14 protein-coding genes are annotated in these 15,053 nt (G+C 31.9%); all 14 read left to right on the plus strand.

Features of this window, described 5'->3' with window-relative positions; translation table 11 throughout:
- Positions 1 to 106 precede the first annotated feature (106 nt).
- The 14 genes from map (at position 107) to AC1RO3_RS04350 (ending at position 14,970) form a co-directional block, all read left to right on the plus strand.
- Positions 107 to 889, plus strand: coding sequence for a type I methionyl aminopeptidase (gene map / locus AC1RO3_RS04285; protein ID WP_409022111.1), 783 nt, complete (start codon positions 107 to 109; stop codon positions 887 to 889).
- 152 nt (positions 890 to 1,041) lie between these two features.
- Positions 1,042 to 1,911, plus strand: a complete 870-nt coding sequence (galU, locus tag AC1RO3_RS04290; RefSeq protein ID WP_481761548.1) for a UTP--glucose-1-phosphate uridylyltransferase GalU — start codon at positions 1,042 to 1,044, stop codon at positions 1,909 to 1,911.
- A gap of 101 nt (positions 1,912 to 2,012) precedes the next feature.
- Positions 2,013 to 2,906, plus strand: coding sequence for a YihY/virulence factor BrkB family protein (locus tag AC1RO3_RS04295; RefSeq protein WP_481761547.1), 894 nt, complete (start codon positions 2,013 to 2,015; stop codon positions 2,904 to 2,906).
- 32 nt (positions 2,907 to 2,938) lie between these two features.
- Positions 2,939 to 4,684 carry an MFS transporter gene (locus tag AC1RO3_RS04300; protein ID WP_481761546.1) on the plus strand — a complete coding sequence of 582 codons (1,746 nt, stop codon included), beginning with the start codon at positions 2,939 to 2,941 and terminating at the stop codon, positions 4,682 to 4,684.
- A 286-nt stretch (positions 4,685 to 4,970) separates the two neighbouring features.
- Positions 4,971 to 5,954: an LCP family glycopolymer transferase gene (locus AC1RO3_RS04305; protein ID WP_481761545.1), complete on the plus strand. Its 984-nt coding sequence runs from the start codon at positions 4,971 to 4,973 to the stop codon at positions 5,952 to 5,954.
- A gap of 13 nt (positions 5,955 to 5,967) precedes the next feature.
- The gene (locus tag AC1RO3_RS04310) at positions 5,968 to 6,711 is read left to right on the plus strand and encodes a YveK family protein (RefSeq protein ID WP_481761544.1); all 744 of its coding nucleotides are present in this window, start codon (positions 5,968 to 5,970) and stop codon (positions 6,709 to 6,711) included.
- A gap of 23 nt (positions 6,712 to 6,734) precedes the next feature.
- Positions 6,735 to 7,460, plus strand: coding sequence for a CpsD/CapB family tyrosine-protein kinase (locus AC1RO3_RS04315; RefSeq protein ID WP_481761629.1), 726 nt, complete (start codon positions 6,735 to 6,737; stop codon positions 7,458 to 7,460).
- Positions 7,461 to 7,504: 44 nt separating this feature from the next.
- Positions 7,505 to 9,334, plus strand: a complete 1,830-nt coding sequence (locus AC1RO3_RS04320) for a polysaccharide biosynthesis protein (RefSeq protein ID WP_481761543.1) — start codon at positions 7,505 to 7,507, stop codon at positions 9,332 to 9,334.
- Positions 9,334 to 9,924: a sugar transferase gene (locus AC1RO3_RS04325; RefSeq protein WP_481761542.1), complete on the plus strand. Its 591-nt coding sequence runs from the start codon at positions 9,334 to 9,336 to the stop codon at positions 9,922 to 9,924. The genes AC1RO3_RS04320 and AC1RO3_RS04325 overlap by 1 nt, the downstream gene beginning before the upstream one ends.
- Positions 9,917 to 10,801 carry an NAD-dependent epimerase/dehydratase family protein gene (locus AC1RO3_RS04330; protein WP_481761541.1) on the plus strand — a complete coding sequence of 295 codons (885 nt, stop codon included), beginning with the start codon at positions 9,917 to 9,919 and terminating at the stop codon, positions 10,799 to 10,801. The genes AC1RO3_RS04325 and AC1RO3_RS04330 overlap by 8 nt, the downstream gene beginning before the upstream one ends.
- Complete coding sequence (locus tag AC1RO3_RS04335) at positions 10,798 to 11,946, plus strand: glycosyltransferase (protein ID WP_481761540.1); 1,149 nt, start codon at positions 10,798 to 10,800, stop codon at positions 11,944 to 11,946. Before AC1RO3_RS04330 ends, AC1RO3_RS04335 begins: the two co-directional genes overlap by 4 nt.
- A 37-nt stretch (positions 11,947 to 11,983) precedes the next feature.
- A complete protein-coding gene (locus tag AC1RO3_RS04340) occupies positions 11,984 to 12,955 on the plus strand; it encodes a DUF6625 family protein (RefSeq protein WP_481761539.1) in 972 nt (323 codons plus the stop codon).
- Between the two features lie 76 nt (positions 12,956 to 13,031).
- Entirely contained in the window at positions 13,032 to 14,006 is a 975-nt protein-coding gene (locus AC1RO3_RS04345; protein ID WP_481761538.1) for a Stealth CR1 domain-containing protein, read from the plus strand.
- A gap of 16 nt (positions 14,007 to 14,022) precedes the next feature.
- On the plus strand, positions 14,023 to 14,970 hold the full coding sequence (locus tag AC1RO3_RS04350; protein WP_481761537.1) for a glycosyltransferase: 948 nt from the start codon (positions 14,023 to 14,025) through the stop codon (positions 14,968 to 14,970).
- The last annotated feature ends 83 nt before the right edge of the window (positions 14,971 to 15,053 follow it).

Genomic DNA, 15,053 nt, shown 5'->3' on the forward strand with positions numbered 1-15,053 from the left:
GATAAAAAAACGATTGTGAAAGGAATTGAGTATCTCGTAACAAATTCTATACAATTGCGGTATAATAGTTGAGAAGAATTATTTATTATAGGAGGAAACAAATTAAATGATCACATTAAAATCAGAACGCGAAATTGAAGAAATGCGTGCTTCAGGTGCTATTATTGCAGGGATGCATAAGGGATTACGAGATATTATAAAACCAGGTATTTCTAGTTGGGAAATTGAAACTTTCTCACGTAAGTATATTGAAAGCCATGGTGGTGTTGCTGAACAAATTGGCTTTGAAGGCTATAAATATGCGACTTGTGTCAGCATTAATGATGAAATTTGTCATGCTTTCCCACGTAAAGGGTTAATTTTAAAAGATAATGATTTAGTTAAAGTAGATACAGTTGTTAGTTTACATGGCGCAATGAGCGATTCTTGTTGGAGTTATGTTGTTGGTGAATCTACACCAGAAATTGATAAATTAATGGCAGTAACGCATAAAGCCCTTTACTTAGGAATTGATCAAGCCGTTATTGGTAACCGTATTGGTGATATTGGTCATGCTATCCAAACTTATACTGAAGACCAAATGGGCTATGGTGATGTTCGCGAATACGTTGGACATGGCATTGGACCTACCATGCATGAAAGTCCTTCCGTACCTCATTATGGTCAAGCTGGTAAAGGATTACGTCTTAAAGAAGGGATGACAATTACTATTGAACCCATGATTAATATTGGCGGTTGGGAATCAGAAAGTGATGATCCTAACGGTTGGACAACAAGAACTGCTGACGGTAGTTTGTCGTGTCAATATGAACATGTTATTGTTATCACAAAAGATGGTCCTAAGATTTTAACCTCTCAAGATCCAGAATTTGATGCGAAATATTTATAAAATAGATAGCTACAATGAACTGCTAACTTAATTGTTTAGCAGTTTTTTTGTATAATGTAGCGGATTCATGATAGAATTGTAATATTCGTAGAGTTTGAGATAAATTAATGGGATTTTGTATATCGTATAAAGAAAAAAAGGAGAAGTTAATTATGAAAGTTAGAAAAGCAATTATACCTGCAGCAGGTTTGGGAACTAGATTTTTACCAGCAACAAAAGCAATGGCTAAAGAAATGTTACCTATCGTGGATAAACCAACGATACAGTACATTGTTGAAGAAGCTAAAGCAGCAGGGATTGAAGATATTTTAATTGTTACGGGTAAAGGGAAACGCCCAATTGAAGATCATTTTGATTCAGTACCTGAATTGGAAGCTAATCTTAAAGCTAAAGGTAAATTAGAACAATTAAAAATGGTTGAGCAAACAACTGATATTAATTTGTTCTTTATTCGCCAGTCACATCCTAGAGGTTTAGGGGATGCTGTTTTAATGGCTAAAGACTTTGTTGGTGATGAACCCTTTGTTGTTATGTTGGGTGATGATATCATGCAAGATAAGGTACCATTAACAAAACAATTGATGGATCGCTATGAAGAAACACATGCTTCAACATTGGCTGTAATGGAAGTCCCACATAAAGAAGTATCAAAATATGGGGTTATTGCACCACAAAGTGAAGTGTCAAAAGGGCTATATGATGTTGAAAAATTTGTTGAAAAACCAGCTGTTGATGAAGCACCAAGTGATTTAGCTATTATTGGTCGTTACTTGTTAACACCAGAAATCTTCGGGATGTTAGAAACACAAGAACCTGGTGAAGGTAATGAAGTCCAATTGACTGATGCTATTGATCGTTTAAATAAAGTGCAACGTGTATTCGCGCATGAATTTAAAGGTGATCGTTATGATGTTGGAAATAAATTCGGTTATTTAAAAACAAGTATTGATTTTGGTTTGAAACATCCAGAAGTTAAGGATGAACTTAGAGAATACATTAAAGAGTTATCTAAAAAATTATAATAAAATTAGAAGATTGGGCTGATTTTAAATGCTCAATCTATTTTTTTGTCTAAATGTGATACAATTTATTCTTATATAGATGTATTTCGCGGAGGAATCGTATGAAAAGTAAGTTCGTTCAGTTTATTAAAATATTTAAAACACAATTTATTAATGCCGATGTTAGTAATTCTTCGGTTATTATTGCGTACTATACGTTATTATCGATTTTTCCAGCAATTATTTTTATTGGTAATTTAATACCAATGCTTCATTTAAAGGTGTCCGTTATTTTAGAATATGTAAAAGTTGTGATGCCATCCGCGATATATAGCATTTTAGCACCGTTTATTGAATCGTTTCTGAAAAATGGAAATGGTGGATTATTGTCAATTGGTGCTGTCGTAACGTTATGGACGACAAGTAAGGGGATTAATGCATTGAAGAAAAGTTTCAACCATGCCTATAGTGTTGAAACGAAGCAAAATCCAATTGTTGGGCGAATTGTATCGTTTGTGTTAACGATTGGGTTAGTTATCTCCTTAGGTGCTATTATTTTGTTCTTTGGGTTCAGTCAAATAGTAGTTGAGGTGTTGACACCCATTTTACATTTGCCGGGAGAATTTTTAACTGTGATTACCACGGTTAAATGGCCTGTCGCCTTAATCGGTATTTTTATTATTATTTTATTACTTTATCGGATATTACCTAGTGCAAGACTTAGGTTCAGGGCAGTTTTACCAGGGGCAATTTTGACAACCATTGGGTGGATTTTATTGACCCAAGTATTTTCGATATACGTGCAGTATTTCGGTGGCGCTTTTAGTAGTTATGGTGCAATCGGAACAGTAATGATTATGTTATTCTGGCTGGATTTTGGGGCATGGATAATCATGCTAGGTGCTGTTCTTAATGCATCGATTGCTATTGTTCGACATGGTGAAGTTGAAGCACAATCTATTCAGCTAAATAGCTTATTTAAGCAATATAAAAGTCGATTTAGTAAGAAAAAATAAAATATTATAAATCGTTAGGGGAGGTAAGTTAATTGAAAAATAAGTCGATTAATTTAAAAAATCATGTCGGTGTATTTATTGTTATGTTTAGTGTGAGCTTGTTTTTAGTCTTACCTCAGATACTCGCACATAGTTTAGTTTTAGGTTCTGATTCTTTATTTCATTTTAATCGTATTTACGATATCTATATGCAATTTAAAACAGGCAATTTTAACTATTTCCAAACAAATTACGGGTTTCAACAAAGTGGTCGGATTATCAATGCTGTGTATGGGCCTGGATTTGCTTATCTGCTAGGTGGGTTGCTACTACTCGTACATAGTTGGTTTAATTTTCAGGTTATTTCTTCTTTTTTAATTTTCTTTATTAGTGGTTACTCAATGTATTTACTAGCTAAAGAAATAACTTCGACCAAAGATATCTCACTATTAATGGCTGTTCTTTTTATGGGTAGCTTGTGGATTGCGCGATGGTCAACTGAGCAAAATTTTATGGCTTGGGGTATCATGCTAGTGCCACTAGTTGTTTTAATGGGTGTTAAAATGATCAAAAATAACGCAGAAGGATTGCGAATTCTACCCTTAGCGTTAACCATGTCGGTAATGATACAGGTACATGTTTTAAGTGCCTTGATGTCGATTGGTGTCCTATTCGTTTTTTTTATAGTTGGTTTTATTCAAACGAATCAAAAATCGAAACTATTATTAACCTGTTTTTGGGCGGGGTTATTATCGTTAGTTCTGACATTTAATGTTTGGGGTGCCATGTTAGATGTTTTCGCAAACAATAAATTATACGCACCGCACGTTAATGTGATGATGTCCAATTCAACTATGAATTTATCGATGGGGGGGCCAACGCTTACTAAAATTGGTTTGGTTATGAGCTTCATATTTGTAGTACAAATTAGTTTATTGTTTATAAAACAAGCAAAATTTACGGTTACTAATAAAGTAGTAACTAGTTTAGGTTTAGTTTTCTTAGTCTTAACGTCAAAATTAGTTCCTTGGACGGATTTAGCCCAGGTTATCCCATCAATACAAAGTTTCTTGCAATACCCACGTCGCTTTGAAGGGTTCGCTGTAGTTTTATTATTAGCGGGTTTTAGTGCAACACTATCAAGTAGTTCATTTAAAAATTATCGGAAGTATATTGATCTATTCTTAATTGTTGGAGGTCTTGTTGTCGGAGTACAATCGTATTTAGAAATTCAAAAAAGTAATGAAGCATGGCATACTAATCAGTCGATAGTTTCTCCCAATAATGTTGATATCGCAGATAATACGAGTAACGAACAGATTACCAAAGCATTTATGAGTTCAAATCTAGATGATGGTTTAAAGTTGATTACCAAGGCATCGCCAGACTATTTACCTAATAATCGAGTATTAAGTGAACGTCCTTATCATGATTATCGATTAGACATGAAAAAAAATAAAGATGAAGTAAGTAAAACGATTAATAGTGAAGGAAAGTTAAGTCTGAGTTGGAACGCAACAAAAAAAGGAAATGAGATTTCTTTACCCGCGATAGTCTATAATAATTCAACTGTTCAATTAAATGGTAATAGCCTTGATCCTAAAAAAATGACCTTGTCAACTATGGGTAGTCCAACCGTTAAAGCAACTAAAATAGGTACAAATAGGTTAGTCATTGGTTATCATACGAAAATAATAACAAGAATTAGTTTAATCATCGTTCTAGCCACTTGGATAATTAGTTGCGTTAGTGCTGTTTTTATAAAAATCACTGATTATAAAAAAGAAATTAAGTTATGATATAGTTTTAACAAGTAATAGGGACTTCAAAAAGAGAACATAATTAATGATGTTCTTTTTCTGTATTAAAAATGAAATATAATACTTTTAAATATAACGTATAATTAAAAGTGTAGAGCACTACAACTTTGAAAGCGTGGTCAAAATGTTTAGAATATCATATCAGTTGACAATAAGATTAAACAATGATTAGACAAACGATTTTAAGTTTCATTTAAGTCTGGTAACATGTATAATAAATTATTGTGTCATTGTATACATCTAAAAAATTTAGGGGTAATTAATTATGAGTGAAGATAATATTAAACACCAAGGTAGCCACAAGAAGCATCATCATAAAAAGAAAAAAATGAGTACACTGAAAAAATGGGGGATTGGTGTCGGAATCGTCGTTGCCGCACTATTGGTTATTGGTGGTGTGTTGATGGCGAAGGTTTATCTAGATGCAAAAGACGTTGTAGATAATACATATCAAAAAGTAAATGTTAAAAGTAAACGAACAACCGGGAGTGTCTCTCTTGATAAAGAGGCGCCTTTCTCAGTTTTAATTTTGGGTGTTGATACGGGCGAAGATGGGAGAACAGATCAAGGTCGATCGGATACAATGATGGTTGCGACAATTAATCCTAAAACAAACTTGACGACATTAACGAGTTTACCTCGTGATACGAAGATTCCGATTACAGGTCACGGGACAGATAATAAATTAAATGCTGCATATGCTTATGGGGATGTTTCCTTAGCGATGGATACTATTCAAAACTATTTAAATATTCCAATTGATTACTATGTTCAGATGAATATGAAGGGCCTGGAAGAATTAACGGGTGCCGTTGGTCCAATTACGGTCAATAATCCATTTGCTTTTTCAGCGGGAAGGCATCAATACGTAAAAGGTGATATTGAGTTAACTGAAAGTAATGTTTTAGACTTTTCTAGAATGAGACATTCTGATCCTAATGGTGATTACGGGCGTCAAAAAAGACAACGCTCGGTTGTGACTGAATTAGGTAAAAAAATAGCTTCTATTGATGGTGTCACAAATTATCAAGCAATTTTGAGTGTACTTGAGAGCAATATGAAAACAAATTTGAAATTTTCTGATATGAAAAAAATAGTGACTCAGTATCGTAGTGCTATAGGCACAATTAAAGATGTTCAACTTCAAGGACAATCACAAATGATAAATGGTGTGTCGTATGAAGTTGTTCCATCAGCACAAGTAACGAAAGTATCCAACATGATCAGAAAACAATTAGACTTAGACTAGGAGAATTATATCAATGGAAGAGACAATCAATCTTGAACAAGTTTTTAGCATTTTAAAGAAACATCTTAAATTAATTATTGGGTTAATAATTGCGGGGGCACTATTAGCATTTTTTGTAACCATGTTCTTTATGACGCCAAAATATAACTCGACTGTTCAAATATTAGTTAATAGAACAGAAACTGCCAATAATGTAGGGGCTGCTTACAATACACAGCAAGCAGATGTCCAAATGATTAATACGTATAAAGACATTATTCAAAATAAAATTGTACTAGATCCTGTGAGAAAAGAAATTGCTAAAAAAGATAATTTCGTTGGTACGAGTGATGATTTAAAAAATCAGATAAGTATATCAAATCAAGAAAATTCACAGGTTTTTAGTGTAACTGTTAAAGATACTAATGCATATCGCGCGGCTGATATTGCAAACTCTGTTGCTGATACGTTTAAAAATAAAATAAAAAAAGTGATGAAAGTTAATAATGTAACAATTGTTGCTGATGCAGTTGCAAAACCTAATGCAGTATCACCTAATAAAAAGATGAATGTATTAATAGGTCTGTTACTAGGGGGGCTTATCGGAATTGGGATTGCATTCGCAATAGAACTTTTTGATAAAACAGTTAAAAACGCTGATTTTTTGACAGATCTTGGTCTTTCAAACTTAGGTATGATTAACCATATTGACGAAACTAATAAGAGTCAAGGACTTTTTGGACAATCAACACCAAGAAAAAGAAAGCATACTAATTAAAATAGATAAGGGGTTATTGAATGATGAGTTTATTAAAAAAAGATAAAAAGTTATCAACTGATAGTATTGATAACGGTGTTGGATTAATTACTGTTACTCAACCAACATCAACGATTGCAGAACAATTTAGGACTGTACGTACGAATATCCAATTTTCAAGTGTTGATAAAGAAATGAAAGTTATTATGGCGACATCATCAGGTCCATCAGAAGGCAAGTCAACAGTTATAACTAATCTTGCTGTAACATATGCTAATCAAGGACTGAAAGTATTGTTAATTGATGCCGATATGCGTAGACCAACTGCGCATCAAACTTTTGGTTTGAGTAATGAAACCGGGCTTACAAATTGTTTGACTGAAAAAAGTATTGATGTTGCAAAAGCAGTTGAAGAAACACCAATTGAAAATTTATATGTTATGCCTGCAGGTCCTACTCCACCGAACCCTTCAGAATTATTGAATACAAAACGGATGGATTCTTTAATTACAGCTGTCGCTGAACAAATGGATATGGTTATCATCGATACACCACCATTAATTTCTGTAACAGATGCACAAATTGTTGCAACAAAAGTTGATGGTACAATTTTAGTTGTGAGACAAGGTGTGGCAAATAAAGGTGCCGTTTTGAAAGCAAAAGAATTATTAGATACCGTTCATGCAAGAATCATTGGGACGATTTTGAATGATGTTTCAGGTAGTGATGAGTCAGGTTATTATGGTGGGTATTATGGCTATTATAAATAATAATTAAGTAGACGTAGGATAATTTAAGGAAGCAGGGATTATAGGTGACTAGGAAAAGTAAACAGGTTGTTTTAACTGGATTGGATAGTTTGATTTGGGTAGTTTCAATTTCATTATCGAGGTTATTTTTAGGGCCGTATATTAGTTTTAGTAACTCTGATTTATTGGAATTTGGGTGTATATGTTTGATTTTATACCTAATAATTGGATACTCATTAAACCTCTTTTCTAAAATTAATAGGTATGCTAGCTTTAAAGAAATAATTGCAATTTTTATTGCAATAACAATTACAGCAGTTATTAGTAATATTAGTTATTTTTTCATAAGTTCAAATTATAGTATTCGTTTTGGAATATTAACTTATTTACTGGCCCTCCTTTTTATTGGTGGCAGCCGATTTGCATGGCGCTATCTTGTTGAAAATATCTTTAATAATGAAGAATCAGAAACATTAATTACAACATTAATAGTCGGTGCAGGGGATGGCGCAGAAGCTTTAATGGAAAGAATACAAAGAGATAATGCCGACTTGAATGTTATTGGATACGTCGATAATGATATTCAAAAACAAAAAATGTGGATGATGGGTAAGAAAGTTTTGGGAACTTTCCAAGAAATTCCAATGATTGTCGAAGAATACGATGTTGAACAGGTCTCAATTGCTATTCCTTCATTAAGTCCCCATAATTACGAGGACTTGTTAGATATTTTAAATCCTCTAAAAGTTAAAATTAATCGCATGTCAAGTTTTGAAGATATGTTAGAAGACAATAGTGATTCTAGAAAAATGCATGAGATTGACGTTGTTGATTTACTGGGTCGACAAGAGATTAAACTTGATATGGCTAAGATTGAAAGCAAAATATATGGTAAAACAATTTTAGTTACAGGAGCGGGTGGCTCTATTGGTTCAGAAATTTGTCGACAGGTTAGCAAATTTGGTCCTAAACGACTAATTTTACTAGGACATGGAGAAAATTCAATTTATTTGATTCATCAAGAATTAAAAAATCTTTATGCTGGGAAAATTGAAATTGTGCCGATTATTGCGGATGTTCAAGACCGGGCACATATTTTTGACTTAATGGCACAATATAAACCAGAAATAGTCTATCATGCTGCAGCACACAAACATGTACCATTAATGGAAGCTAACCCAACTGAAGCCATTAAAAATAATGTTTATGGTACGAAAAATGTTGCTGAAGCTGCTAAGTCTGCAAATGTGAAATCATTTGTAATGATTTCAACTGATAAAGCAGTAAATCCGCCTAATATTATGGGGGCAACGAAACGTCTCGCTGAAATGATTGTAACTAGTTTGAATGAACCAGGTCATACAAAATTCGCCGTTGTTCGTTTTGGTAATGTTCTTGGTAGCCGTGGTAGTGTTGTACCACTGTTTAAGAAACAGATAGCTAAAGGTGGACCAGTTACTGTTACTGATCTTAGAATGACAAGATTCTTTATGACAATTCCTGAAGCTAGCCGTTTAGTGATTCAAGCGGGGACGCTATCTAAAGGTGGAGAACTATTTATCTTAGATATGGGTAAACCGGTTAAAATTGTTGATTTAGCACGAAAAATGATTAAATTAAGTGGATATACTGAAAACGATATTGATATTGTTGAGTCAGGTATGAGACCTGGAGAGAAACTGTATGAAGAATTATTAGTAAGTAGTGAAAAACAGCAAGAGCAAGTATTTGAAAAAATTTTCTTGGGTAAAGTAACACCATACAAGATTGATGAAATTATGAGTTTTGTTAAGAGTGTAGAGCCGTTAACTGGTACTGCTTTGAAAAAAGAAGTTATTAGATATGCACATACTCATAATGGTGAACCCTCAATTGATTCGGAAGGTATGCGTTAATGTATAAAAAATATTTTAAAAGAACAATTGATTTTGTTATTTCTTTAGTAGGCCTTGTACTTTTATCGCCTATTTTTTTAATTATCGCAATTATTGTTAAAGTCGATTCGAAAGGCCCTATTTTCTTTGTACAAAAGCGGGTAAGTATTAATAAAACCTACTTTGGTATTTTAAAATTTAGGACGATGAGAACTGATACACCTGATGTACCTACTCACTTATTGAAAGATCCGGATGCTTTCATTACTCGCTCGGGTAAAATTTTACGAAAAACGAGTCTTGACGAATTACCACAAATTATTAATATTTTAACAGGTAAGATGAGTATCGTTGGTCCTCGACCAGCACTTTGGAGTCAAGAAGATTTAATTAACGAACGTGAAAAGTACGGCGCTAATAACGTTTACCCAGGGTTAACTGGATTAGCACAAATTAGTGGGAGAGATGAATTATCTATTGCTGAGAAATCAAAAATTGATGGTGATTACGTGCAACTTTTATCTTTTTCAGAAGATTTAAAAATTTTTTTTGGAACAATTACATCAGTTTTAAAGAGTGATGGTGTAAAGGAAGGTAAGAGTGATGACTAAACGAGTTTTGATAACCGGTGCACATAGTTATATTGGAGGGGCATTTAAAAGCTGGATTAATAAATCAGAATCGGAAGATATATCAGTTGATATGATGAGCGTTCGAGATGATAAATGGAGAGGAAAAAATTTTGGTCTATATGATGTAGTACTTAATGTTGCGGGTATTGCACATGTATCTTCGGATCCGAGTATGGAGGATCAATATTATAAAGTAAATAGAGATCTCGCAATTAATTTGGCTAAAAAAGCTAAATCTGAGGGAGTGAAACAATTTATTTTTTTATCAAGTATGATAGTATATGGTGAAAAAAATGGACTACAAAATACTAATATAATTACTCGAGAGACAATAATGAACCCAATTGATTTTTATGGTGATAGTAAGCTACAGGCAGATGTAGAAATTCAAAAATTAGCAGACGATAACTTTAAAACGGTTGTTATCAGAACTCCGATGGTTTACGGACCGAATAGTAAGGGTAATTTTCCAAGGCTACTGAAGTTAGCTGAGAAATCCCTGATTTTCCCAAGTATTAACAATGAACGAAGTATGATTTATGTAGATGTATTAACAGAATTTATCAAACAGATAATTATTAATGATGCATCAGGCCTTTATTTCCCTCAAAATAAAGAATATGTTTCTACAAGCGATGTAATCAAAGTAACAAGGAAATTATTAAGAAAGAAAGTATACTTTATCTCTATTTTTAATCCGCTTATTTCTCTATTATCAAGGAAGTTTCGTGTTTTTAATAAAATATATGGTAGTAAAGTTTATGATAAAAAAATTAGCGAGTGCTCTTTCGAATATACATTAGGACTTACATTAGAAAATACGATAACGAAAATTTTAATGGAGGATAAGAAATGAAAAAAGTTTTAATCGTTGCGTCGGTTGCTTCAATGATTGAACAATTTAATATGGATAATATCAGAATATTACAAGAATTAGGATATAATGTGGAAGTTGCAACTAACTTTTATTCCGCTGGAACTATACCAGATGATATGGCTAATTCCTTAAAAAAGAAGCTTGAAGGAAAAAATATAATTTGTCATCAAATTGACTTTTTAAGAGGAATTGGTTCAATAAAAGCAAATAAAAAAGCATATAATCAGCTTGAAAAATTAGCAAGTACAACTACCTATAATTTTGTGCATTGCCATTCACCGATGGGAAGTGTATTAACTAGATTAGTTTTTAAAAATAATAAAGAAACTAAAATTGTTTATACGGCACATGGCTTTCAGTTCTTTAAGGGCGGGCCGAAAAAAGATTGGATATTATTTTATCCTATAGAACGTTACTTATCTAAATATACGGATATTTTAATAACAATCAACAATGAAGATTACTCAATTGGAAAATCTTTTGGTATAAAAGAAGTTTTACATGTGCCTGGCGTTGGAATAAAATGGGAACAATTACGAGAACAATCAACTAATATCGATGAATTGAAAACTGATTTAAAGATAAGTAAGAATAGTAAAGTGATGATTTCTGTAGGTGAATTATCTAAGCGGAAAAATCATATTGTGGGAATAGAAGCAGTAAATAAATTGAAAGATAAAATTGATATTACATATATTATATGCGGTGTTGGAGATCAAAGAGATTTATTAGAAAAAAAAGTGAAAGAGTATGGATTAGAAGAAAAGATTATTTTTACAGGTTATTCTGAAAATATTAAACAATATTTAGATATAGCAGATTTTTCTCTTTTTCCATCTAAACGAGAAGGATTAGGACTAGCGGGATTAGAAGCTATGGCTACTGGTCTTCCATTAGTAAGTACTTACTTAGGGGGGATCAAAGATTACACAGAAAATGGTATCAGCGGGTGTGTAGTGGATGATCCTACTGATATTTCCCAGTTTGTGAAAGCTATAGAAAATTTACTAGGCATCAATGATAAAGAATACGAAAAAATTGTTAAAAACAATATTGAAGTATCAAAAAAATATAGTATTAAGAATGTAAATGAAATTATGTATAGTTTATATTCTAAAATTTAAATTATGCGATGTTGTCTATAAATTGAAAGGATTCGCAATGATTAAAAACACAAAAATAGTATTGATAGCTATATATTTTGGAGAATTACCAAATTATTTTGATTTATGGTTAAAATCAGCGGAATATAATAATGAGATAGATTTTCTAATATATACTGATCAAAATATATCTACAACCATACCGAATGTTAAAATAAAAATAGTCAACTTTAAAGATATTCAAGCGAAAATAAGATCACATTATACATTTCCTATAAAAATTAATAATCCGTATAAGTTGAATGACTACAAACCGGCTTACGGTGAAATATTTGAGGAAGACATCTCGGGATATGATTGGTGGGGATTTGTGGATATTGATACTATATTTGGAGATTTAAAAAAATTTTTATCTGAGGATATACTAAAAAAATATGACAAAATAAATACTCGTGGACATTTTCAAATGTATAGAAATAATAATCAAATTAATAATGCATATAAAATTGATCATCATAAAAAAGGGACGTACAATTATAAGCAGGCATTTACAACTGATGACGCAACTCACTTTGATGAAATTTGGGGAACTGCAAAATTTATGCCCGACACAGATATGAGAATATATGATCCATATAAAGAAAAGGTCTATTATGCTGATATTTGGGTAAAAGCATTTCGATTTATAACACTTGATATTTCTGAGGGAAAACAATATCAAGTGTTTAGATGGCATGATGGGGAACTAGTAATGAATTATATTGATAACGGAAAAATTAAAACTAAAAAGATAGAATATATTCATTTACAAAAAAGAAAAATGCAAGTTGATGTTGAAATATCAAATGATGACCATAGCTTTTTAATTGTACCTAATAAGTTTATAACAGATGAAAAGTTGTCTATTGAAAATATAAAGAAATATAATGAAGGAAAATGGCCTAATGGTATCCGCAGATATTTCCAATATTATATTAAGCAATTATTTAATGGGGAGCTTAAGGCTAGAATACGAAGAATTTGGCTCTAAATATAAGATTGAAAATAGATTAACACTTTTTATCTGAATATTAAAATCACTAATAAATATTAAGGAGAACTTAGTCATGAGTGATAATTTTAAAATTGATTTTGTAGTGACATGGGTTGATGGAAATGATGATATCTGGCGGAATAAAAAAAATAAGTACGCGGGAAACAAAAATTTAAATGCGGATGAACGTTTCAGAGATTATGATATTTTTAAATGGTGGTTTGAAGGTGTAAAAAAATTTGCACCATGGGTAAACCATATTTTTTTAATTACCGACAAACAAGTTCCGAAGTTTCCATTGGACATGAAAAATCTAACAATTGTTGATCATTCTGATTTTATTCCTGAAGAATATTTACCTACTTTTAATTCGAATGTCATTGAAATGAATATTCCAAGAATTAAAAATTTATCGGAACATTTTATCGTATTTAATGACGATACGTTTATAACTAACAAGGTAGATCCAACAGATTTCTTTTCTCAAGATGGGACTCCTAAGGATGTAGGATTAATGGGACTTATTCAACCGTCGGAAGAATTTTCGTTAATACCTTTTAATAATATACTTATTATTAATAAGTGGTTCTCAAAAAATAATATTTTGAAGAAGAATTTCTTTAAAATATTTAATTGGCAATACGGGTTTCAAAATGTAAGAAATTTCTTAGTTTTACCATATAGGTCTGTTCTGGGATGGTATGAACCGCATTTGCCTAGTAGTTTATTGAAAAGTACATTTAAAGAAATATATCAAAAAGAACCAGCTTTGTTAGCCGAACTTAGTAAAAATCGTTTTCGTACTAGAAATGATGTAAATATTTGGTTGGCACGCGATTGGCAACTTTCAAAAGGGAATTTTGAACCACGTAGATTTTCGTTTGGAAAGTTTGAGAAGTTGCCAGAAGATGGAGATTTTTCAAAAATAAAGCGCGCCTTAAAATCCAAGGCAAAAATAGTTGTTATAAACGACATATCGTTACCATTGGAGAGCCTTTCAGAAACGAAAGAACAATTAAGAAAAATATTCGCTGAACACTTTAGCTAATTAGGAGGATCTAATTATGAGTGACGTTGCAATTTTAATGGCTACCTACAATGGTGAAAAATTTTTAATGGAGCAAATTGAAAGTATTAAGAATCAATCATATGGGAATTGGCACCTATTTATTAGAGATGATTTTTCGAAAGATAATACCAGTAAAATTTTAGATAATTTTAAAAGAGATCCTAAAATAACGATACTAGATAGCTCGCTAAATATTAATGAAAAGGGCCAATTAGGAAATTTTGAAATTTTAATGAATAACGTTCCAGACCAGTATGAATATGTTATGTTCTCAGATCAGGATGATGTATGGTATACAAATAAAATTGAGATATCATTAAATGAAATTAGACACCTGCCTAACGAAAAAGTACTGCCTAAGCTTGTATATACGAATTATGACGAGTTTTTTGAAGTAGTGGGGGACGGAAGTGTGAACTACAGTGGTGTAGAAAAGAAAAATAAACCAACATATCAACGTATTTTTCTACATAACTGGTTAATGGGTAATACGATGATTATTAATCGTAACTTATTAGAAATTTCAAAAAACATCCCGATAGAAGCAGTTAATCATGATGCATGGCTTGCATTAGTTGCTGGATTATATGATGGGATTGGATATATAGATAGTGCGACTGATGGTCATAGAATGCATTCATTTAATATTACAAGAGGTGCCGATGCACATAAAAAAAGTACAATTATAAAAAGTAAGTTAATTGATTTAAAAAAATATAAAGTTAAATTTGATCGATTTTCCAAATTGGTTAATGAATTAGAACTACAATTTTCAAATTCGCCTATTAAAATAAAAAAAAGAATTACTATGTTGAAATATTTTGTAGAAAAGAAGGGTATCGAAGCCATAATATTTGGCAAAAAGAATGGTTTTTTTACCAATATTCACGGTCACAATACCTTACTCTATTTGGAGGAAATATTAAGGTTATTCAAAAAATAATGTTAGTATTTACATAAAATTTAATTAAAAATGGAATACAGCATAAGCAAATTTCATTAATTGTTTAAGAAATGACTATCTAG

Source organism: Dellaglioa sp. CoH-57-MRSF-19 (assembly GCF_056781975.1).